The following is a 21,619-nucleotide window of genomic DNA, read 5'->3' on the forward strand; positions in this document are numbered from 1 at the left end:
TGCGCGCCGGGCGGGCCGCGCCCCTGGGGCAGCCCGTGGCGGGGTTGGAGGGGGGCGCCCCGCGCCCCCCCCCCCCGCCCCACCCCCCGGGGGGGGGCGGCTTGTCTACGATCCTGGGGTGTTGAGTGAGCAGCTGATCGAGTTCTGGACCGAGCGGCATCTGTGCGTGCTGAGCACGGTCCGTCCCGACGGGACCGTCCACGCCACCCCGGTCGGGGCGACCCTGGACGTCGAGGCGGGACTCGTGCGGGTGATCTGCTCCGGGACGTCGTACAAGGCTCGGACCATCCGCCGACTGGGGGAGGCATCGGTGTCCGTCACCCAGGTGGACGGGCGGCGCTGGAGCAGCATCGAGGGCCGCGCGGTGGTCAGCGACGATCCCGCCCGGGTGCGGGACGCCGAACGCCGCTACGCCAAGCGCTACAAGGAACCCCGCGTCAACCCGCAGCGAGTGGTTCTCGAGATCACCATCACCAAGGTGCTCGGCAATGCCGGCTGACCCGATCACCGTCGTCGGCATCGGTGCCGACGGCTGGGCGGGCCTCGCCGACGCCGCCCGCATCGCCGTCCAGACCGCCGAGGTCTTGCTCGGCAGCACGCGTCAACTGGCGCTCCTCCCAACCCCTGTCGCGGACGGTCGTGAGCCGAAGCGGCTGGCCTGGCCGTCGCCCTTGTCGGACGCTCTGCCCCGATTGCTGGAGGAGCACCGCGACCGCCGGATCTGCGTTCTCGCGAGCGGCGACCCCACGTTCCACGGCATCGGTACGACGCTGGTTCGCCTGCTCGGCGCCGACGCCGTACGCGTCATTCCGCACCCGTCGAGCGTCTCGCTGGCTTGTGCGCGACTCGGCTGGGCGCAGGACCAGGTGCAGGTGGTCAGCCTGGTGAGCAACCCGGTCGAGCGGCTGCACCCGCACCTCCAGCCCGGACGGCGGCTGCTCGTCCTCAGCCGGGGAGCGCAAACACCCGCCGACGTCGCTCAACTGTTGGTTGCCCGCGGCTACGGGGCCAGCGAGTTCACCGTCCTCGAGCAGCTCAGCGGACCAACCCAACGCATCCGTTCCACCGCGGCAGCCGACTGGTCCGACGACGTCGACCCCCTGAACGTGATCGGCATCCAGTGCGCGCCGGACGCGCCGGTGGTGTCCACCGTCCCCGGACTCCCCGACGACGCGTATGAGAACGACGGTCAGCTCACGAAGCGCGAAGTACGCGCCGTCACGCTCTCCCGGTTGGCGCCGGTGCCTGGGCAACTGCTCTGGGACATCGGCGGCGGCGCGGGCAGCATCGCGATCGAGTGGTCCCGTCACCACCCGGCCTGCCGGGCCATCGCGGTCGAACGCGATCCCGGTCGAGCCGAACGCCTGGACCGCAACGCCGCCAACCTCGGCGTACCGGTCACGACGATTGTTGGCCCGGCCCCGGCCGCCCTTGCCGGTCTCGAGAGCCCGGATGCGATCTTCATCGGTGGTGGAGCAACCGCCGCGGGCATGTTCGACGCCTGCTGGAGTGCCCTTCGCCCCGGCGGTCGGCTGGTCGCGAACGGCGTGACGTTGGAGACCGAGGCCCTGATCGCCCAGTGGTACAAGGCTGTTGGCGGTGACCTGGTTCGCCTCGAGGTGCAGCGCGCCTCCGCCGTCGGCACCATGACCGGCTGGCGTCCCGCGATGCCTGTGACCATCTGGAGCGTGACCAAGTGACGGTGCACTTCATCGGCGCCGGACCGGGCGCGGCCGACCTGATCACCGTCCGCGGGCGCGACCTGATCGCCGCCGCACCGGTCTGCCTGTACGCCGGTGCGCTCGTCCCGCTCGAGCTCCTCGACCACTGTCCACCAGGCGCCCGCAAGATCGACACGGCGAACCTGAACCTCGACGAGATCCTCGCCGAGCTCAGCTCCGCCCACGCCGAGGGACACGATGTCGCCCGCCTGCACTCCGGCGACCCCTCGGTCTTCAGCGCCATGGCCGAACAGATGCGCCGCCTCGACACCCTCAACATCCCGTACGACGTGACTCCCGGAGTCCCGGCGTACGCCGCAGCGGCCGCAACGCTGAGTCGCGAACTGACCGTCCCGGAGGTCGGCCAAACGGTCATCCTCACCCGGATCAGCGGAAGCGCCAGCGCGATGCCGGCCGGCGAAGACCTCGCCACGCTCGGCGCCGGGCAGGCGACGATCGTTCTGCACCTGGCCGTGCAGCAGATCGACCGCGTGGTGGACGAACTCATCCCGAACTACGGTCCGGACTGCCCGGTCGCCGTTGTGGCGCACGCCTCCCGCGACAACGAACTCATCGTCCGCGGCACCCTCGCGGACATCGCGGATCAGGTGAAGGCGGCGAGCATCCGGCGTACCGCCGTCATCATCGTCGGGAAGGTTCTCAGCGCGACGGCGTTCCGGGACAGCCACCTCTATTCGGTCGCCCGTAGCCGATGAGGGTCTTGCTACTCGGTGGAACGGGAGAGGCTCGCGAGCTGGCTGAGCTCCTGGTCGCCGAGGGCGTTGACGTCCTGTCGTCGCTTGCCGGTCGTACTGCGATGGCTGTGCATCCGGTCGGTGATGTGCGGGTCGGCGGGTTCGGAGGAGTCGACGGTCTGATCGCCTGGCTGCGTGCGAACCCTGTCGACGCTGTCGTCGACGCCACGCATCCGTTCGCTGCCCAGATGACTGCCAACGCGGCAGCCGCCGCTGCGCAGACCGGCGTACCCCTCGTTGTGCTTCGGCGCGCTGGGTGGAGTCCGTCAGCGGGGGACGACTGGCGGTGGGTCGACACTGCATCCGCTGCGGCCGACCTGCTTCCGGAACTCGGGTCGCGAGTCTTCCTCACCATCGGTCGCCAAGGGCTCGCCGACTTCGCTACGACGGGACTCTGGACGCTGGCTCGCTGCGTAGATCCGCCCGAGCCTCGTCCGACCTGGTGCACGCTGGTCCTTGCCCGCGGGCCCTTCGCGCTGGCGGACGAGCTCGCGCTGCTGCGGCGCCACCAGATCGACGTACTGGTCACGAAGGACAGTGGCGGACCCGCCACGGCCGCCAAACTCACGGCGGCCCATCAGCTCTCGCTCCCGGTCGTCGTGATCCGCCGACCCGAGCTCCCCGCCGGACCCGAAGTCGTCGAGTCGGTGGCAGAAGCCGCGCAGTGGGTGATGCTGACCACCTGATGGTGGGCGGTCAGGGGCTCGATAGATTGACGCCATGGGCATTCAGATCGCGCCGAGCATCCTGTCCGCCGACTTCGCGCGGCTGGCCGATGAGGCGACGGCCGTGTCGAACGCGGACTGGCTGCACGTCGACGTGATGGACAACCACTTCGTGCCGAACCTGACCCTCGGGATGCCGGTGGTCGAGTCCCTGGCGAAGGCGACCGACACGCCGCTCGACTGCCACCTCATGATCGAGGACCCGGACCGCTGGGCCCCGGGGTACGCCGAGGCCGGCGCGTCGAGCATCACGTTCCACGTCGAGGCCTGCAAGGCGCCGATCCGGACCGCCCGGGAGATCCGGGCCCAGGGCGCCCGGGCGGCGATGGCGCTCAAGCCCGCGACCCCGATCGAGCCGTACGAGGACCTGCTGTCCGAGCTCGACATGATCCTGATCATGACCGTGGAGCCGGGCTTCGGCGGGCAGAAGTTCCTCGACGTCTGCGTCCCGAAGATCCGGCGTACCCGGGAGCTGCTCGACAAGCACGGTCTGGACCTGTGGATCGAGATCGACGGTGGGGTGTCGGTCGAGACGATCGAGCGGTGCGCCGAGGCCGGCGCCGACGTGTTCGTGGCCGGCTCGGCCGTGTACGCCGCCGACGACCCGAACGCGATGGTCGAGAAGCTACGCGGTCTCGCCGAGCAGGCCGGCGGCCGGTAACTCAGGCTCCGGCTGAGCCGCCCGATCCGGCGGGATCCGCAGCAGCAACACCGACGCCAGCACCGCGAGCACCGAGGCGAGCAACCATACGTAGCGCACGCCGAACGACTCGATCAGCGCGCCGGAGATCGCGGCCCCGATCGCCCCGCCGGTCGTCGCCGCGCTGCTCATCCACCCGAACGCCTCGGTCCGCGCGCCGTCAGGCGTCAGCGCACCCAACCGCTCGTACACCGCACCGATCGCCGGCGCCAACGTCAGCCCCGACAGCATCAGCGCGATCCCGAGCGACAGCGGTGACCAGGTCGCGAACACGCACAACAGCATCCCGAACCCGACCAGCGCGGCCCGCCGCCACACGTACGACGTACGTCGCGCGGGCAACGCACCGGCGACGGCACCACCGACCAGGCTGCCGAACGCCCACGCGGCCTCGAAGATCCCGGCGATCAGCCGCTGGCCGTGCTCGTCGGCGAACGCCACGATGCCGAGCGAGATCCCGCTGAACGACGTGATCCACAGGCCGAACGCGAGGATCAGCGCCAACCGGTGCCGATGCCAGAGCAACTGACGCGCGGTCAGCGGCCCGGCATTGTGCGCGTCGTGGGGGAGCGGCTTCGGTTGTCGCAGCGCGTACCGCCAGATGAAGACCGCTGACATCGCCGCCGCGAGCACGACACCGAGACGTGGGCTCGCCACGCTCACGGCGGTCGCCCCGATCATCGGCCCGACCATGAACAACAACTCCTGCGCCGTCGCGTCCACGGAGTACGCCGTCCGGAGCGTCGGACCCTCGACGACCCGCGGCCACGCGGCACGCAGCGTCTGTGAGACCGGTGGCACCAGCGCACCCGCGATCACCGCGACCGCGGGAAGCACGCGATACAGCCCGGCCGGCAGCAGAGCGATGGCCAGCAATGCGACGCTCCACGCGATCCCGGTCACCAGCAGCACGCCGCGCGGCCCGCGCCGGTCGGCCGCTCGTGACCACAGCGGCCCGGCGAACGCCGTACCGACCGAGTAGGCAGCTGCGACGACACCGGCCCAGCCGAACGAGCCGCTCGCGTCCTTCGCCAGGAACGCGATCGGCACCATCGTCGCGAGCATGGGTAGTCGAGCGAGCAATGAGGACACCAACAGCGCCATCACGCCACGCGCACGCCACAACTCCCGATACCCGGACAGCTCCATGCGTGCATTCTGGCGTCGGCCACCGACAATTCCGGCGGCCCGACTACGATGAGCCGGGTGACCGAGCACAAACCGGTGGAGAGCTGGTTGACGGACATGGACGGCGTCCTGGTGCACGAGGAGCGCGCCATCCCCGGGGCCGACGAGTTCATCGCGGCCCTGCAGGTGTCGGGCAAGAAGTTCTTGGTGCTGACCAACAACTCGATCTTCACCCCGCGCGATCTCCGGGCCCGACTGCTGGCCGCGGGTATCGACATCCCGGAGGGCGCGATCTGGACCAGCGCGCTCGCCACCGCCCAGTTCCTGGACGACCAGCGGCCGGGCGGCTCGGCGTACGTGATCGGGGAGGCGGGGCTGACCACGGCGCTGCACGAGATCGGCTACGTACTGACCGAACGCGACCCGGACTACGTCGTACTCGGTGAGACCCGGACGTACTCGTTCGAGGCGATCACCAAGGCCATCCGGCTGATCACCGACGGCGCGCGGTTCATCGCGACCAACCCGGACCCGACCGGCCCGTCGCAGGAGGGTCCGCTGCCGGCGACCGGCTCGGTGGCGGCGCTGATCACCCGCGCGACCGGCGTCGCGCCGTACTTCGTCGGCAAGCCGAATCCGCTGATGATGCGCAGCGCGCTGAACCGGATCGAGGCCCACTCCGAGACGAGCGTCATGATCGGGGACCGCATGGACACGGACATCATCAGCGGTCTCGAAGCGGGTCTGCGAAGCGTGCTCGTACTGTCCGGGTCGACCGGGGAGCACGAGGTCGAGCGGTTCCCGTACCGCCCGACCCGGATCGTCGCGTCGATCGCCGACGTCGTACCGCTGGTGTCCAAACTCGCCTAGCAGGTCAGCGTGCGGAAGCCGTAGCCCTGCGCCTTCAGGGCCTTGAGGATCGCGGGCAGTGCCGCGACCGTCTGCGTGCGGTTGCCGCCGCCGTCGTGCATCAGGATCACCGATCCGCTGTGGACGTTCTTGAGTACGCGCTGCGCGATCGCCGCCGTACCGGGCTTGGTCCAGTCGCGGGAGTCGACGGTCCAGACCACGAGGTCCTTGTGCATCGCGAGCGCGCGTTGCCGGACGGTCGCGCTCACCCCGCCGTACGGCGGCCTCAGGCATCCAGGCGTAGTCCCGGTCTGCGCCCGGATCGCCTGGTCCGTCGACGTGACCTCCTTCTGGAACGCGGCCGCACCGAGTTTGCGCAGGTCGGCGTGGTCCCAGGTGTGGTTCTGCACGCTGTGGCCGGCTTCGTGGATCCGTTTGGTCAGCTCGGGATGCTTGACCACGTTCTTCCCGACCTCGAAGAAGGTCGCCTTGGCGTCGAACTGCGCCAGCACGTCGAGCACCTTCGGGGTGTACTCGATGTCAGGCCCGTCGTCGAACGTCAGTACGACGTACTTCATCGGCAGCGGCGTCTTGGTCGGCGAAGGGGTCGCGCCGGGTGCGCCGGCCGCCGGAGCCGCCGCGGCGGGAGTGGGCACAGCTGACTTGGCCGGTGACCTCGCGGTCGACACCACGACGGTGCCGATCACCGTACTCACCAGCATCAGGATCACCAGGCCGACGGCCCGATTTCCCGCACGCGTCAAGCGAACGGCCATCTTCCCCCCAGGGCGGTGGGTGGCTCACTTCCTCACAAGCACCACGCTAGAGCACTTGTGACAGGAATTGACGTAACCTCGGCGACTCGGCGGCACTGAAGATCTGCTCAGGTACGCCGGACTCGACCACCACACCCTGATCCATGAACGCGACCTGGTCCGCGACCTCCCGCGCGAACCCCATCTCGTGCGTCACCACGACCATCGTCATCCCGGCCTGCGCGAGGTCCGCCATCAGCGCCAGCACACCCTTGACCAGCTCGGGGTCGAGCGCCGACGTGGCCTCGTCGAACAGCATCACCTCGGGCGTCATCGCCAACGCGCGCGCGATCGCGACGCGCTGTTGCTGGCCGCCGGACAGGTTCCCGGGTCGCGCCGCGGCCTTGTGCGCGAGGCCGACCAGTTCGAGCTGCGCGCGCGCCGCGGTCTGCGCGGCGTCGGCATCGAGCTTCTTGATCTTGCGCAGCGGCAGCGTGATGTTGTCGAGCACACTCTTGTGCGGGAACAGGTTGAAGTGCTGGAACACCATCCCGATCCGCCGCCGCAGTACGTCGGGATCGCCCCGCAGTACCGACTCGCCACCCAGCAACACATCGCCGGCATCCGGTTCGAGTAGCCGGTTGATCGCACGCAGCAACGTCGACTTCCCGGACCCCGACGGACCGATCACACACGCGGTCTGCCCAGCCGGTACGGCGAGATTCACGCCGCGCAGGACCTTGTTGGTGCCGAAGGCGAGCTCGACTCCGGCGACTTCCAGGCTGGCCGCCTCAACGGTTTGCATGCGCGAGCTCCTCCAGTTCCACGTCGTCGGTCTCGGCCGGACGTCCTTCCCGCAAACGCTTGTCGAAGTGGTTCACGAGGTGGGTCAGCGGGACGGTGATCACCAGGTAGAAGATGCCCGCGAGCAGCAAGGGGGAGAGGTTGCCGTTCGTCGCGGCCGCGTCCTGGCCGATCCGGAACAGTTCGCGCTGACTCGCCAGCAGGCCCAGGAAGTAGACCAGGCTGGACTCCTTCACGAGCGCGATGAACTGGTTCACGAGCGCCGGCAGCACCCGCCGTACCCCTTGCGGGATCACCACCAGCCGCATGCCGTCGGTGTAGCTGAACCCGAGCGCACGGGCCGCCTCGAGCTGCCCCTTCTCCACGCTCTGGATGCCAGAACGGAAGATCTCACCGATGTACGCCGCGGCGATCAGCGACAACGCGAGAATGCCCAGCGGATAGGGGTTCGGACCCCACCAGTGCCGGGTGATCGGGGACAGGCCCTGACCGATCAGCAGGATGGTCAGGATCGCGGGCAGACCGCGGAAGATGTCGGTGTAGATCTTCGCCGGCCACCGCAGCCACGGCTTCGTGGACAGGGCGAGGACCGCCACGATCATGCCGAGCACAGTGCCCAGCACGACCGAGGCGGCCGCCAGGATCAGAGTGTTGACCAGCCCGACCTTCAGCATCTCGGGCAGGACTTGCTTCATCGACCCCCAGTCGAGGAAGGTGTCACTCAGGGTGGACCAGATGTCCATCAGGCTTTGGGCGTCGCGAACTTGGCCGACCCGCTGCCCGGCTTGAAGTTCGCCGGTACGGCGCGACCCGGGTAGTACTGCTCCACGAGCTTGGTCCAGGTACCGTCCGCGATCACCTCGTCGAGCGCCTTGTTCACCGCCTCGCGGAGCTTGTCGTTGTTCTTCGCCACCGCGAACGCCATCGGCGCGTCACTCAGCTCCTTGGCGGCCAGGACCACCGTGCCGCCGCCCTGCTCCTTCGCCATCTTCTCGCCGATCTCGGCCGGGGAGACCCACGCGTCCGCCGTACCGGCCTTCAGCTGGCCGAGCGCGGTATTGTAGTTCGGCACCCGCACCGGGTTCAGGTTCTTCTGGGTGGCGTAGTCGTCCTGGACGGTGCCCTGCACCACCACGACCCGCTTGCCCGGCAGCTGGTCGAACTTCGTGATGCCGGAGTCCTTGGTGGTGTTCAGCCCGAGGTAGCCGAAGTCGTAGCCGTTGCTGAACGCAACGGTCTTCTTGCGCGCCTCGGTGATCGTGATCGACGAGCTGCCGAGGTCGTACTGGCCACCGTTCACCTGCGAGAGCAGCGCGGAGAAGTCGGTGCCGACGAACTCCGGCTTCAGGTTCAGCTTCGCCGCCACCGCGGTGATCAGGTCGTTGTCGAACCCGGTGAACTTGCCGTCCTTCACGTACACGTTCGGCGGCGCGTCGGTGAGCGTCCCGATCCGCAGCGTGCCCGCCTTCATCAGCCCCAGATCCGGCCCGTCCGCGGCCTTCCCGTCGTCGCTGCCACAAGCAACCATCGCGCCCAGCAGGCCGATCGTCCCCACAACCCCCACAACCCGCCGCACAGCGCCGAACCCGCGCACCACAGTTCTCCTCACACACTCACACGACGCAGGCAGATCCGCCCGCACGGCGCAACAACACCACCCCGTGCCCTTGAATTCCTGCGCCGACAACCCGTGAGACGACCCCGAATGTCCACTCGCCTTGTGCTATATCAACGCTCAACCCATGCCCTGGGCAACAGTCGGCCGTGACGCGTCTCACCCCGAACGCGCCCGGCGTCACTGGCACTTTGTGGAACCACTGGCCCGCTACAACACGCCATTGGCCCCACAACACATCGTCGGCCCGCGAGATCACGGGCGGGCGCGAACGCGGCCGTCGGTTGATCGGCGCACGAGATGCCGAGGGTCGACGCCGGTTCGTTCGCCTCCGGGCCAGTCATCCGCCCGCCGGCACCGCCTGACCCGCAGGACCCCCGCTCAGCGCGGGCAGGTGGTGGATCAGGTGTGGTGTTGTTCGTAGTGGGCCAGGGCGTCGGCGGTCCTGCCGGTGCCGTAGGCGAGGAGGAGCTCGGCGATCGCCGGGGACTCGGTGGCCGCGGCCGCGGCGGCGCGCTGGATCTCGTCGGCGGAGGCGATGTCGCGGAGCAGGTCCTGGAGCTGTCGTACGACGACCCGCGCGGGGAGCGGCGCGGCGGGATCCTGGGGTACGCCGCCCGCCGGCCAGGCAGCAGTCGGCGCGTCCGCGGCCAGGCTGCCCGGGACCGCGAAAGGCATCGTGGGCGACGGTTGAGCCGCCTCAGCCGGGCCGCCGGAGGAGCGGCGGAGGTGCGTCGTGGTGGCCCCAGTGACAGCACCGGTGACGGCGCGGATCCGGTCCAGCTCGGCCGGGATGTCCACGGGGTTGATCTCGCCGGCGATGGCCAGGTCGGCGAGCTGCGAGACGGCGCGTAACCGGGCCACCACGGCCGGATTCCCGATCTTCACCCGTTGCGCGCTCATCAGCTGGGACAGCATCGGTGCCGACAGGCCGATCACCTGCGCGAGGGCGCTCTGGGTCAGGCCCAGTGGCGGCGCGACGCGGCGGCCGACCTCGCCGAGCGTCTCGCCGTACAGCTCGATCTGCTGCTGCAGGTTGTGTGCTGTCTGGTCCATCCCGGCACTCCCTCCGACCATCAGTCATTCGTGACCGATGCAAATCATCTTCGCAGTTGCGATCGCAAATTTCCAGTACCGCTGCAGCCTGGAATCGACTTGACATTTGCTATTGCAAACTGAGAATGTTTGCGGCAGCGAATCTCACTGGAGGAACGATGACGGCTCTGCACAGACACCGCCGCCCGGCGGTGTGGGCACTCCTCGCCATCACACTGATCGGCGTCCTGTCCGGACTCACGACCGGGACCGCGGCGGCTGACCCCGACCCGGCCGGCGACGGCAAGCTCGTCATGGTGCTGGACTCGTCCGGCTCGATGAAGGAACCGGCCGGCGACGGCAAGACCAAGATCGTCGCGGCCCGCACGGCGCTCACCCAGGTGGTGGGCAAGCTCCCGGAGAACGCGCAGGTCGGTCTGCGGGTGTACGGCGCGACCGTGTTCAAGCGCAGCCAGCCGGGTGCCTGCACCGACACCCAGCTGACCGTCCCGATCGGCACCGGCAACCGGCCGCAGTTGCTGGCCGCGATCGCGAAGTACAAGCCGTTCGGCGAGACCCCGATCGGGTACGCGCTGCAGCAGGCCGCGAAGGACCTCGGGCCCAGCGGCCAGCGGACGATCGTGCTGGTGTCGGACGGGGAGGCCACCTGTGCGCCGGATCCGTGCGTGGTGGCCAAGGAGATCGCCAAGCAGGGCATCGATCTGAAGATCGACGTCGTCGGGTTCCGCGTGCAGGGCAAGGCGCGGACGGATCTGCAGTGCATCGCCCGCGAGGGGCGCGGCGACTACTACGACGCCGACTCGACGATCGATCTCGAGGAGGGGCTGGGCCGGCTCTCGACCCGTGCCTTCCGCCCGTTCAGGATCTCCGGGACGCCGGTCGAGGGGACCGCGGCGCCGGAGGCTGCCCCGGTGGTCACCCCCGGCCTTTACTCGGACAAGTTCGACCTGCTCGACCAGCCCAAGCACTACCTGATCAAGCGGACGATCACCGGCTCGACCTTGCGTACGGGGCTCAGCTTCCGGCGGCCCGCCGGTGCCAAGAGCTTGGTCATCCAGACCGAGCTGCGGCTGAAGACCCTCGACGGGGAGGATTGCGGCCGCAGCTTCCCCCGGATCCAGGAGGGCGACCAGGGATTTGCGACCGGCACGGCGTCGAGCTGGGCGAAGTACGACAAGACGAACAAGACCTGCGCGCAGGCCGAGCAGTTGCTGCTGACGGTTGATCCGGGCAAGGACTTCCGGGAGATCAAGGACGTTCCGTTCGAGTTGCGGGTCGACGAGGAGCCGCCGGTCGATTCGACGACGAGCCTGCCGGCCGGGGCGGACGACCCAACGTGGACCGCGATGCCGGTGACGAACCCGCGCGAGATCGTGCCGGGCTCGAGCTTCCCCGACGCGCCGCTGCTGCAGCCGGGGACCTACAAGACCACGCTGCTGCCGGGCGAGCTGCAGATCTACAAGATCAAGGCCGACTGGGGCCAGCGGATCCAGGCCCAGGCGACGGTGCCGCAGCTGTCCCAGGCGGCTGGGCGGATCGTGGGCCTGCGCTACTTGGACACCGCCGTCATCTCCCCGACCGGCGAGGAGGCGTTCGCGGTCTTCCCCAAGAAGGTGCCGGGCGGTCCGGGCGGCAAGCGCGGCGTGCTGACCGGGCGGGGCGTGACCCAAGCGATCACCACCAAGGAGATCCGCTACCTGAACCGTGACGGTGCCAACAACTCCGACACCGGTACCTCGACGCCTGGCGTGTACTACATCATCGTCTCGATGACCCGGAAGGCCGACGACACGGCGTTCACGGTCCCGATGACGCTGACCGTCGGTGTGCCGGGGACGGCCGGCGCCGGTAAGCCGCAGTACGTCGACGGTGCCACCCCGGTGTCGGGCGACTCGGTGACGCCGACCGCGAACGAGACGCCGTCGGCGAGTGAGACGCCGGGTACGAGCGAGACGCCTGCCGAGCCCGGTTCGGGTGACAAGACCGAGGCAGGCGGTCCGGTCAAGGAGGGCGCCGACACCGATGACGGTGCTCCGCTCGGCCTGATCGCCGGACTCGGTGGCGGTGCGCTCCTCCTCGTGCTGGTCGGTGCCTTCGCCGTACTGCGCCTGCGCAAGAAGCCGGCCGTCGCGCAGCCGTGGCAGCAGTACCCGTCCCAGGGGCCTCCGCAAGGTCCGCACCAGGGTCCGCCTCAGGGTCCGCCGGGACGGTAGTTTCTGGTGGGTGGAGGCTTTCGCGGGGCGGTATCAGCTGATCGATCTGATCGCGACCGGCGGTATGGGATCGGTCTGGCGGGCGTGGGACCGGCGGCGCACGGGGTACGTGGCGGCCAAGGTGCTCGGGCAGCATGATGCGGCGACGCTGCTGCGGTTCGTGCGGGAGCAGTCGTTGCGGATCGAGCACCCGCACGTGGTCGCTCCGCACGGGTGGGCCGCGGACGACGACAAGGTGGTGTTCGCGATGGACCTGGTGCACGGTGGGTCCGTCGCGACACTGCTCGGAGACCACGGGCCGCTGCCGTCGTCGTACGTCGCCGTACTGCTCGATCAGCTGTTGCACGGGCTGTCCGCGGTGCATGCCGCCGGCGTCGTCCACCGCGATGTGAAGCCCGCCAACTTGCTGCTCGACGTGACGGGCCGGGGATGGCCGCACCTCCGGTTGTCGGACTTCGGCGTCGCGGCGGTGCTGGACGAGCCACGGATGACCAGGCACAGCACCGTCCTCGGTACGCCGGGATACCTGGCGCCCGAGCAGCTGGCCGGCGCGGACCCGGACCCACGTCAGGACCTGTACGCCGTCGGCGCCGTCGCCGTCGAGCTGCTGACCGGTGAACGGCCGGGCACGGACGGCGCCCGGCCGGCGGTCGACGGTCCGCTCGGCGAATTCGTCCGCCGGACCACGTCGAGCGATCCGTCCGGCAGGCCGGAGTCCGCGAGCGCGGCCGGGCGTCTGCTCGCCGCCAGCGGCGCGCTCCCGGCCGCCGGTACGACGCCGTGGGCCGACGACCCGGACGCACCCGAGGTCTTCGATCAGCTGCCCCCGCTGCCGCCCGCCGCCACCGCGACCGAGGCGGTCACTCCGCCGGCACAGCGACCGCCCACCGGCACCGCGACGGAGGCGGTGGCTCCGTCGGCGCAGCGACCGCCCACCGGAACCGCGGCGGAGGCGGTGGCTCCGCCGGCGCAGCGGGCCAACCGGGGGCGGCGGACGCTGGTCGTTGTCGCGGTCACGTGTTTCACCGGTGCGGCAGGCCTGCTCGGCGCTGCCGGTTGGTTCCTGCTCCGCTGAGCCGGAGGAGACCCGCGGAGGTCCTCCGGTCCGACCACGATGTGACCTGGGTCGTGGTGTGGGTTGCGGAGGAGGGCATACTTGAAGCACGAGTGAACCCACTCGCGTGCTCCGGGGTCGGTGTAATTCCGAGCCGGCGGTGACAGTCCGCGACCCGGTCGTCGCAGTTCGGCGACCGGTTGACCTGGTGGAATTCCAGGACCGACGGTGAAAGTCCGGATGGGAGGCGCACGCGGTCGGCGGGTGTGCTCTGACGTCCGGTCGGGCGGTGCGCGCGTCACACGGCGTACGGCGAGACTCGGGTGGCGGAGCGTGGTCGCCGGTTGTCACGAGACCCCGGTAGTGCGTCCGTGACGACGAGGGACCAGTGAGCAGTGAGCAACGCGTCGCCGATTGATGTCGCCTGGATGCGGCGTGCTGTCGAGTTGGCCGCGAAAGGGACCGGCAGCACCCATCCGAACCCGGTGGTCGGTTGTGTGATCACCGGCAGCGACGGGCACCCGGTCGGCGAGGGCTTCCATGCCGTTGCCGGTGGCCCGCATGCCGAGGTCGAGGCGCTCCGGATGGCCGGGTCGCGCGCCCGCGGCGGGACGGCGTACGTGACGCTGGAGCCGTGTAATCACACCGGCCGGACCGGTCCGTGTGCGGACGCCTTGATCGAGGCCGGGATCGCACGCGTCGTGTACGCCGTACCCGATCCGAACCGGACCGCGGCCGGTGGTGCCGACAAGCTGCGGAACAAGAACATCGAGGTCGTCGAGGGCGTTCTGCGGGACGAGGCCGAGGCGATCAACCACGTGTGGCTGCACAGCGTCCGGGTCGGTCGGCCGTTCGTCACCTGGAAGTTCGCGACCACGCTCGACGGGCGCTCGGCGGCGCCGGACGGGACGAGCAAGTGGATCACCGGCCCGATCGCGCGCGCCGACGTGCACCGGCACCGGGCGGAGTGCGACGCGATCGCCGTCGGCACCCAGACCGTGCTCGACGACGACCCCGAGCTGACGGTCCGCGACGAGGACGACGTACCCGCGGCCCGGCAGCCGTTGCGGGTCGTCGTCGGCGACCGGGACATCCCGGAGACGGCGCGGGTCCGCAACGACCGCGCGCAGACGTTGCTGCTGCCGACCCACGATCCCGCCGAGGTGCTGCGGCAGCTGGACGACCGGCACATCCGGCACCTGTGGCTCGAGGGCGGCCCGACGCTGGCCGCCGCGTTCGTGCGCGCCGGCCTGGTCGACCAGATCGTCGCGTACGTCGCTCCGGCGGTGCTCGGCTCCGGGTTCGCCGCGGTCGGCGACCTCGGCGCGGAATCGATCGACCACCTGCGGCGGTTCAAGCTAGCGGACGTCACCCGGCTGGGTGACGACGTCCGGCTGACCTTGGTTCCTCTGGGAGGAAAGTAGATGTTCACCGGCATCATCGAAGAACTCGGCACCGTCGAGTCCCTGGACCTGTTGGACGGCGACGCCGCACGGCTCACCATCCGCGGGCCGAAGGTGACCTCGGACGCCGGCCACGGCGACTCGATCGCGGTCAACGGCTGTTGCCTGACAGTCGTCGAGTACGGCGACGGTCTGTTCACCGCCGACGTGATGCGCGAGTCCCTGCAACGGACCAGCCTCGGCGGCCTGGTGAAGGGTTCGCCGGTCAACCTCGAGCGGGCCGTCACCGCGCACGCCCGGCTCGGCGGGCACATCGTCCAAGGCCACGTCGACGGCGTCGGCACGATCGCGAGCCGGACGCCGGGGGAGCACTGGGAGGACGTCCGGATCGCGACGTCGCCGGAGATCCTCAAGTACATCGCCGAGAAGGGCTCGATCGCGATCGACGGGGTGTCGTTGACCGTGACCGACGTCGACGACGCGTCCGGGACGTTCGGGGTCAGCCTGATCCCGACCACGCTGGAGCTGACCGTGCTCGGGCGGAACGCGGTGGGTGACACGGTCAACCTCGAGGTCGACGTGATCGCGAAGTACGTGGAGAGACTTCTTGCCGGAGGCAACGTGAAGGACAACGGAGGCGACCGGTGAACCCGATCGACTGGCTGCTCACCTCGCAGGTGACGATCGCGGGCTCGCCGGTGCTGGTCCGGGAGATCGTCGGCAACGTGTTCGGTCTGGCCAGCGCGCTGTTCGGCATGCGCCGGCTGGTGTCCGCGTGGCCGGTCGGCATCGTCGGCAACGTCTTGCTGTTCACGGTCTTCGTCGGCGGGATCTTCGACACCCCGCAGGACAAGGATCTGTGGGGGCAGGCCGGGCGGCAGGTGTTCTTCGCGATCGTCAGCCTCTACGGCTGGTACCGGTGGTACCAGACCCGCCACGGTGGCGCGGCCGCGGCCGTCCAGCCGCGGTGGGCGACCGCCCGCGAGCGGCTCGAGCTCGGCGGTATCGCGGTCGTGCTCTACGCGATCGCCTACTTCGTCCTGCGTGAACTCGGCTCCTGGGGTCCGCAGTGGGACGCGTGGATCCTGACCGGGTCGATCCTGGCCACGTACGGGATGGCGCGTGGCTTCGTCGAGTTCTGGCTGATCTGGGTCGCCGTCGACATTGTCGGCGTACCGCTGCTGGTGCAAGCCAAGTTCTACCCGTCGGCGACGATGTACGTCGTCTACGGGCTGTTCTGTGTCCTCGGGTTCGCGTCGTGGTGGAAGATCCAGAACCGTGCGCGGATCCAGACTCCCGAACCGGTGGTGGTGGGTTAGATGGGTGACGTACTGAAGCTCGACACGATCGAGCACGCGATCGACGAGATCCGCGCCGGGCGACCGGTGATCGTGGTCGACGACGAGGACCGCGAGAACGAGGGCGACCTGATCTTCGCGGCCTCCAAGGCGACGCCGGAGCTGCTGGCGTTCCTGATCCGGTACAGCTCGGGTGTGGTGTGTGTGCCGATGGAGGGTGCGGAGCTGGACCGGCTCGGCATCCCGTTGATGACACCGCACAACCGGGAGCGGATGCGGACGGCGTACACGATCTCCGTGGACGCGCGGGACGGAATCAGCACCGGTATCTCGGCGGCCGATCGGGCGCGGACGATCCGGGTGCTCGCCGACTCGGCCTCGGAACCGTACGACCTGGTGCAGCCGGGGCACGTGTTCCCGCTGCGTGCTCGCGAGGGCGGCGTACTCGTCCGGCCCGGGCACACCGAGGCGTCGATCGACCTGGCGCGCATCGCCGGGCTGACGCCGGCTGCGGTGATCTCCGAGATGGTGAACGACGACGGGACGATGAAGCGCGGCCTCGAGCTGCGAGCCTTCGCCGACGAGCACGGGCTCGTTCTGGTGTCGATCGACGACCTGATCAGGTACCGGCGGCGAACCGAGTCGCAGATCCAGCGCGTCGCGACAACGACCCTACCGACGCGGTACGGCGACTTTGTGGCGCATGGCTACCGCAACACGGTGGACGGGTCGGAGCAGCTCGCGCTGGTGCGTGGTGAGATCGGGAACGGGCCGACGCTCGTGCGGCTGCACTCCGAGTGTCTGACCGGGGACGTGTTCGGATCGCTGCGATGCGACTGCGGACCGCAGCTGGACGAGGCGATGCGGCAGGTCGCGGCCGAGGGTGGCGTGGTGGTGTACCTGCGCGGTCACGAGGGGCGCGGGATCGGACTGCTGCACAAGCTGCAGGCGTACGAGTTGCAGGACGCGGGGCGGGACACGGTCGACGCGAACCTCGATCTCGGGCTGCCGGCGGACGCTCGCGACTACGGGACCGGGGCGCAGATCCTGGCCGACCTGGGCGTGAAGGAGGCCCGGCTGCTGACCAACAACCCCGACAAACTCGCCGGGGTGCAGGGCTACGGCATCGAGGTCATCGAGCGGCGCGGGATCTCGATCGACCCGACCGAGCACAACCTGCGGTACCTGCGCACCAAGCGCGATCGAATGGGTCACCACCTGCCTGGTGGCCTGCTGACCGAAGAGAACGGAGCCGGCTGATGTCGGGTAGTGGAGCACCCACCATCGAGGTCCCGCGGGTCGAAGGCGCCCGGGTCGCGATCGTCGCGGCCCAGTGGCACCCCAAGGTGACCGACGGGCTGCTCGCCGGCGCCGTACGGGCCTGCGAGGACTCCGGCGCTTCGTACACCGTCGTACGCGTGCCGGGCTCCTTCGAGCTCCCAGTCGCTTCGTTGCATGCGGCAAAGTCCGGGTACGACGCGGTGGTCGCGCTCGGCGTGGTCATCCGCGGCGACACCCCACACTTCGAGTACGTCTGCCAAGCGGCCACCGAAGGCCTCATGCAGGTCGGCGTCAGCACCGGCGTACCGGTCGGCTTCGGCGTACTCACCTGCGACAACGACCCCCAGGCCCTCGACCGAGCCGGCCTCCCCGACAGCCGAGAAGACAAAGGCTACGAAGCCACCCAAGCCGCCCTCTCCACCCTCGCAGCCGTCCGCCAACTGGCATAGCCGTCCCCGCACCCAGCCGGCGCCGCCCGAGGCGACGAGGTGGCAGTCGCCCGGGTACTTCGGATACCCCCGGGCGACTGCGGACAAGCAATAGCTTGTGCCCAGTCCTCAAAGGGTGTCCGAGGTTCCCTGCAAACCGTCAAGCAGTCCCGTCGAGCCTCGGGCGGTCGCGTCACCACAGGCTGACTGGCCCGTGACGGCCGCCGAGCTGGCGGCGCTGCCGCGTGCCGGTTGCCGCCCGAGGTGACGGCTTGGCGGTCGCCCGGGTACTTCGGATACGCCCTGGCGAGTGTGGACAAGCAATAGCTGGTGCCTAGTCGCCAAGGGGTGTCCGAGGTTCGTCTGGCAGGCGACTGAAGTTGGTCGTGCGCGTCATCTCGCGCTTTCCCAGAGGACGATGCGGTTGCCGACTGGGTCGGCGAAGCGCGAGTGGCGGGGCATGTTCTCGCCGTCTGTCGGCGGGTAGTGCTCGGTGGCGCCGGCGGACAGAGCTCGCCGATGGGCCTGGTCGAGACCGAGTACGCCGAGGCCGAACGCGGACCTGTGTCCGTACTGCGGCTCGTCCGCCGACCGCACCCGGACGTTGAGGAAGCTGATGGCGTCGCCCTCGCCGAGGACGACCTGTCGGCTCCCGCTGCCCCAGTCCTCCAGTTGGACGCCGAGCAGCTCGCCCCAGAAGGTGCACGCGACGTCCAGCGCTTCCGGGGAGTCGACGCCGATGTTGATGGTCGCCAGTGCGAAATCAGTTGCCGATGTCATCTGCGCGGGAACTCCTTCTAGGTCCTGTTCCAGTCGAACCAGCAGTGCCTCGATCTGCTCGGTTCGCCGCCGGAGCGCGGAGCGGTGCCGCGCGATGACCTCATGGGCGTCGGAGACGTCACCGTCGAGGATCCGGGCGATCGCCTCCGTCGGTAGATCAGCCTGTCGCAGCAGCCCGACCCGTCGTGCGGTTTCGACCTGAGACACGTCGTACCGCCGGTATCCCGTCCGCGCGTCGACCGTGGCCGGCCGCAACAAACCGATCTCGTCGTAGTGACGAAGCGTCGGGATCGACATCCCCGTCAGCATCGAGAACGTCCCGATCGTCACCAGTTCGTCAGCCACCCCGCCATCATCAAGTCTCAGCCAACCAGAGAGTCAAGCAGTCCCACAGACCCTCGGGCGTCGCGACACCACAGCCCTCAGGCAACCGGTACTTCGGACCCCCTGATGACTGCGGACAGGCAATAGCTTGTGCTCAGTCCTCAAAGGGTGTCCGAGGTTCCGCGCGAATCGTCAGACCGTTCCCGTCGGGCCTCGGTGTTCAGGTCCGGGGTCGCGTCGCCACAGGGCGCGTGGGTTAGTGCTGGCGGGTGTGGGTCATTTGCCAGTTGTCGGTCCAGGAATGGCCGTTGTTGGTGGAGAAGGACTGGGTCCAGGACGCCTTGTTGGTGCCTCGGGTCCAGAGGAAGCGGACGTCGATGGGCCGGCCGTCTAGTTCGTCGGGGCCTTCGAAGGTGCCGGTTTCGGCGGTGAAGGTGCCGATGACGGGGGTTTCGAGGTGGCCGCGTTGGCTGTTGATCCAGTGGATGGACCAGGTTTTGGCCTCGGGGTTGTAGAGGCGGAGGGTCGCACCGCGGAAGCCTTCGGTCGGGTACCAGCCCTCGTCGACGCTGATCGCGCCGTCGAAGTACGTGGTCGCTTCCAGTTCCGCGTCGAACTCGTGCCACACGAAGGGCTCCCCGAGAACCGGGCGGCGACGGCGGTTGTGGAAGGACCAGCGTCCGACGAGGAAGTCGAAGTCGTCGGTCATCTTCGGGATGTCCAGCGCGGGTGGGGGAGTGGAGCGGCGGGTGAAGTCCATGATCCAGTTGGTCTCCCACGTCGCGCCGCCGTCGTTGGAGTACGCCTGCTCCCAATGCGCGGTGTCGGGCGTGATGTCCGACCACTCGTAGCTGCACAGGATCGGCTCCCCGTCCAGCGTGTCCTCCCCGACCAGCCGGCAATGAGAACCGTCAGCACTCCAGCCCCCACGCACCGGCGGGTAGAGCTCCATCGTGGTGCTGTTGACCCACCAGATGCTCCACTGCCGGGCCTCCGGGTCGAAGATCCGCAGCGACAGCCCGTACGAGCCTTTCGTCGGGAAGCGCATCTCGTCGATGCTGATCTGGCCGTCGAAGTACGTGTGCGCCGTCGTGGTGCCGTCGTACTCGAGCCACTCGTCGCAGTCGGCGAAGGCCTTCTTCAGGGTGCGGTGGTGGACGTCGAAGTACCCGTTCAGGAAGTCGAAGTCGCCGGTGACCTTGCTCCAAGTCGTCATACCGCCCAGCGTGCGAGCAAAACCTGACAGATCATGGCAGCGATCGGGATTAACCTCGGAGTATGCGTTCTAGCCGGCTGCTGTCGATCCTGCTGTTGCTGCAGACGCGCCGGCAGCTGACCGCGCGCGAGCTCGCCGATGAGCTCGAGGTATCCCTGCGCACCATCTACCGCGACGTCGAGGCGCTCGCCGCGGCGGGGGTTCCGGTGTACGCCGACCAGGGCCGCGCCGGCGGATACCGACTGGTCGAGGGGTACCGCACTCGCCTGACCGGACTGACGCAACAGGAAGCGGCCGCCCTGTTCCTCGTTGGGATGCCCGGCGCGGCAGCAGCCCTCGGCCTCACCGCCGAAACCAGCGCGGCCGAACTCAAACTGCTCGCCGCCCTCGCACCCGACCAACGCGACCGCGCCGGCCGCCTGAAGAACCGCTTCCACCTCGACCTCCCCGCCTGGTACCAGGACGCCGAGGACTCGCCCCACCTGTCAGCCGTCGCCGACGCCGTCCTGCACGACCGCCGCGTCAAGGTGCGGTACCGCCGCTGGGAGGAACCCCGCGAGGTCGACCGGATCCTCGAGCCGTACGGTCTCGTCCTCAAGAACGGCAGCTGGTACGTCGTCGCCGCCACGCCCGGCGGACTGCGTACGTACCGCGTGTCCAACATCCTCGACCTGACGCCGACCGACGAGGTGTTCGAGCGCGACGAGAACTTCGGCCTCGCCCAGTTCTGGCAGGACCACCTCGCGGGCTTCGACCGGGTCCGCTTCACCGGCGAGGCCGTCGTCCGGGTGTCGGCGCCGCTGGTCGCGAAGATGCACGACGTCTCGTTCCCGGCTCTGGTCAAGGCGGTCGCCGCGGCCGAGCCGGAGCCGGACGGGAGCGTCGTGGCGACGATCCCGATCGAGTCGGTCGCGAACGCGGCGGCCGCACTCAGTCGTTTCGGCGCCGCAGTCGAAGTACTGGAGCCGCAGGAACTGCGAGCCGAGCTGCAGGAGCTCGGACGCAGACTCCTCGAGCTCTACTCCTGAGCCAACTCGCCGTTGGCCTGGTGGCCGGCCTCGGTGCTGCGCTGCAGGAAGTCCGCGATCACCGCGAGCTCGTCCTCGCTGTAGCCGTCGAGTACGTCGTCCATCGCGCCGATCATCGGCTGGTACAGCCGGAACACCTCCATCCCGCGGTCGGGCAGCACGCGGATCGTCACGCTGCGCCGATCCGCCCGCGCGCGATCCCGCGCGATCCAGCCGCCGCGTTCGAGGCGGTCGAGGATCCCGGTCAGCGTGGCCGGGTGCAGGCCGGCCTGGCGGGCGAGGGCGCTCGGGGTGAGCGGTCCGCTGCGAGCCAGGACGTCGAGGCAGTCGAGGTCGACGTCCTTCAGCGCCAGCTTGCCGCCGATCTGGTGGTTCAGCAGGGCGAGCTGGATCCGGAGGTCGCGGAGCGCGCCCTTGATCTCGTTGCCGGTCCGGCGACGGTGGCGTGGGTCACGTGGTTGTGTCTGTTCCATATATTATGATTCC

The 21,619-nt window shown here is 69.3% G+C and carries 23 protein-coding genes and 1 riboswitch; of the genes, 14 read left to right on the forward strand and 9 right to left on the reverse strand.

What is annotated here, in order from left to right:
- The first annotated feature begins 118 nt into the window (after positions 1 to 118).
- Genes ACWGID_RS24235 through rpe form a run of 5 tightly spaced genes read left to right on the forward strand, consistent with a single transcriptional unit; the run spans position 119 to position 3,862 of the window.
- Complete coding sequence (locus tag ACWGID_RS24235) at positions 119 to 499, forward strand: PPOX class F420-dependent oxidoreductase (RefSeq protein ID WP_452200080.1); 381 nt, start codon at positions 119 to 121, stop codon at positions 497 to 499.
- A complete protein-coding gene (cbiE, locus tag ACWGID_RS24240; protein WP_452200082.1) occupies positions 489 to 1,700 on the forward strand; it encodes a precorrin-6y C5,15-methyltransferase (decarboxylating) subunit CbiE in 1,212 nt (403 codons plus the stop codon). Before ACWGID_RS24235 ends, cbiE begins: the two co-directional genes overlap by 11 nt.
- A complete protein-coding gene (gene cobM / locus ACWGID_RS24245) occupies positions 1,697 to 2,437 on the forward strand; it encodes a precorrin-4 C(11)-methyltransferase (protein ID WP_452200084.1) in 741 nt (246 codons plus the stop codon). The genes cbiE and cobM overlap by 4 nt, the downstream gene beginning before the upstream one ends.
- Entirely contained in the window at positions 2,434 to 3,162 is a 729-nt protein-coding gene (locus tag ACWGID_RS24250; protein ID WP_452200086.1) for a cobalt-precorrin-6A reductase, read from the forward strand. The genes cobM and ACWGID_RS24250 overlap by 4 nt, the downstream gene beginning before the upstream one ends.
- Before the next feature lie 34 nt (positions 3,163 to 3,196).
- Positions 3,197 to 3,862: a ribulose-phosphate 3-epimerase gene (rpe, locus tag ACWGID_RS24255; protein ID WP_452200088.1), complete on the forward strand. Its 666-nt coding sequence runs from the start codon at positions 3,197 to 3,199 to the stop codon at positions 3,860 to 3,862.
- Here rpe and ACWGID_RS24260 read toward each other — a convergent pair.
- Positions 3,827 to 5,050, reverse strand: a complete 1,224-nt coding sequence (locus ACWGID_RS24260) for an MFS transporter (RefSeq protein WP_452200090.1) — start codon at positions 5,048 to 5,050, stop codon at positions 3,827 to 3,829. The two genes, rpe and ACWGID_RS24260, sit on opposite strands and share 36 nt — an antisense overlap.
- Before the next feature lie 48 nt (positions 5,051 to 5,098).
- Between ACWGID_RS24260 and ACWGID_RS24265 the strand changes: the two genes are divergently transcribed.
- Entirely contained in the window at positions 5,099 to 5,899 is an 801-nt protein-coding gene (locus ACWGID_RS24265) for an HAD-IIA family hydrolase (protein ID WP_452200092.1), read from the forward strand.
- Here the strand turns inward: ACWGID_RS24265 and ACWGID_RS24270 are convergent.
- The 5 genes from ACWGID_RS24270 to ACWGID_RS24290 form a co-directional block, all read right to left on the reverse strand.
- The gene (locus ACWGID_RS24270) at positions 5,896 to 6,654 is read right to left on the reverse strand and encodes a polysaccharide deacetylase family protein (RefSeq protein ID WP_452200094.1); all 759 of its coding nucleotides are present in this window, start codon (positions 6,652 to 6,654) and stop codon (positions 5,896 to 5,898) included. The genes ACWGID_RS24265 and ACWGID_RS24270 overlap by 4 nt on opposite strands.
- 46 nt (positions 6,655 to 6,700) lie before the next feature.
- A complete protein-coding gene (locus ACWGID_RS24275; protein ID WP_452200096.1) occupies positions 6,701 to 7,438 on the reverse strand; it encodes an amino acid ABC transporter ATP-binding protein in 738 nt (245 codons plus the stop codon).
- Positions 7,425 to 8,132 (reverse strand): amino acid ABC transporter permease, encoded by a 708-nt coding sequence (locus ACWGID_RS24280; protein WP_452200098.1) that lies wholly within the window; start codon positions 8,130 to 8,132, stop codon positions 7,425 to 7,427. The genes ACWGID_RS24275 and ACWGID_RS24280 overlap by 14 nt, the downstream gene beginning before the upstream one ends.
- 47 nt (positions 8,133 to 8,179) lie before the next feature.
- Positions 8,180 to 9,031 (reverse strand): substrate-binding periplasmic protein, encoded by an 852-nt coding sequence (locus ACWGID_RS24285; RefSeq protein ID WP_452200100.1) that lies wholly within the window; start codon positions 9,029 to 9,031, stop codon positions 8,180 to 8,182.
- 423 nt (positions 9,032 to 9,454) lie between these two features.
- A complete protein-coding gene (locus ACWGID_RS24290) occupies positions 9,455 to 10,108 on the reverse strand; it encodes a DNA-binding protein (RefSeq protein ID WP_452200101.1) in 654 nt (217 codons plus the stop codon).
- A 158-nt stretch (positions 10,109 to 10,266) separates the two neighbouring features.
- On the opposite strand from ACWGID_RS24290, the gene ACWGID_RS24295 reads away from it, so the two are divergent.
- The 7 genes from ACWGID_RS24295 (at position 10,267) to ribH (ending at position 17,806) form a co-directional block, all read left to right on the forward strand.
- On the forward strand, positions 10,267 to 12,321 hold the full coding sequence (locus ACWGID_RS24295; RefSeq protein WP_452200103.1) for a vWA domain-containing protein: 2,055 nt from the start codon (positions 10,267 to 10,269) through the stop codon (positions 12,319 to 12,321).
- A 10-nt stretch (positions 12,322 to 12,331) separates the two neighbouring features.
- Positions 12,332 to 13,396, forward strand: coding sequence for a protein kinase domain-containing protein (locus ACWGID_RS24300; protein WP_452200105.1), 1,065 nt, complete (start codon positions 12,332 to 12,334; stop codon positions 13,394 to 13,396).
- A 103-nt stretch (positions 13,397 to 13,499) separates the two neighbouring features.
- A riboswitch (FMN riboswitch) is annotated at positions 13,500 to 13,631 on the forward strand.
- A gap of 139 nt (positions 13,632 to 13,770) precedes the next feature.
- On the forward strand, positions 13,771 to 14,799 hold the full coding sequence (gene ribD, locus ACWGID_RS24305) for a bifunctional diaminohydroxyphosphoribosylaminopyrimidine deaminase/5-amino-6-(5-phosphoribosylamino)uracil reductase RibD (protein WP_452200106.1): 1,029 nt from the start codon (positions 13,771 to 13,773) through the stop codon (positions 14,797 to 14,799).
- Entirely contained in the window at positions 14,800 to 15,426 is a 627-nt protein-coding gene (locus ACWGID_RS24310) for a riboflavin synthase (protein ID WP_452200108.1), read from the forward strand.
- Positions 15,423 to 16,097: a nicotinamide riboside transporter PnuC gene (gene pnuC, locus ACWGID_RS24315; RefSeq protein WP_452200110.1), complete on the forward strand. Its 675-nt coding sequence runs from the start codon at positions 15,423 to 15,425 to the stop codon at positions 16,095 to 16,097. Before ACWGID_RS24310 ends, pnuC begins: the two co-directional genes overlap by 4 nt.
- On the forward strand, positions 16,098 to 17,336 hold the full coding sequence (locus ACWGID_RS24320) for a bifunctional 3,4-dihydroxy-2-butanone-4-phosphate synthase/GTP cyclohydrolase II (RefSeq protein WP_452200112.1): 1,239 nt from the start codon (positions 16,098 to 16,100) through the stop codon (positions 17,334 to 17,336). It begins immediately after the preceding gene.
- Positions 17,336 to 17,806 carry a 6,7-dimethyl-8-ribityllumazine synthase gene (gene ribH, locus ACWGID_RS24325; protein WP_452200113.1) on the forward strand — a complete coding sequence of 157 codons (471 nt, stop codon included), beginning with the start codon at positions 17,336 to 17,338 and terminating at the stop codon, positions 17,804 to 17,806. Before ACWGID_RS24320 ends, ribH begins: the two co-directional genes overlap by 1 nt.
- Positions 17,807 to 18,178: 372 nt before the next feature.
- Here the strand turns inward: ribH and ACWGID_RS24330 are convergent, their stop codons facing one another.
- Both ACWGID_RS24330 and ACWGID_RS24335 read right to left on the reverse strand, forming a co-directional pair.
- A complete protein-coding gene (locus tag ACWGID_RS24330) occupies positions 18,179 to 18,910 on the reverse strand; it encodes a MerR family transcriptional regulator (RefSeq protein ID WP_452200115.1) in 732 nt (243 codons plus the stop codon).
- Positions 18,911 to 19,145: 235 nt separating this feature from the next.
- Positions 19,146 to 20,105, reverse strand: coding sequence for a hypothetical protein (locus tag ACWGID_RS24335; RefSeq protein ID WP_452200117.1), 960 nt, complete (start codon positions 20,103 to 20,105; stop codon positions 19,146 to 19,148).
- A 62-nt stretch (positions 20,106 to 20,167) separates the two neighbouring features.
- Between ACWGID_RS24335 and ACWGID_RS24340 the strand changes: the two genes are divergently transcribed.
- Positions 20,168 to 21,133: a helix-turn-helix transcriptional regulator gene (locus ACWGID_RS24340; protein WP_452200119.1), complete on the forward strand. Its 966-nt coding sequence runs from the start codon at positions 20,168 to 20,170 to the stop codon at positions 21,131 to 21,133.
- Here the strand turns inward: ACWGID_RS24340 and ACWGID_RS24345 are convergent.
- Positions 21,124 to 21,606, reverse strand: coding sequence for a MarR family transcriptional regulator (locus ACWGID_RS24345; protein ID WP_452200121.1), 483 nt, complete (start codon positions 21,604 to 21,606; stop codon positions 21,124 to 21,126). The genes ACWGID_RS24340 and ACWGID_RS24345 overlap by 10 nt on opposite strands.
- Positions 21,607 to 21,619: the final 13 nt, after the last annotated feature.

The sequence above is a fragment of the Kribbella sp. NPDC054772 genome (assembly GCF_053611945.1).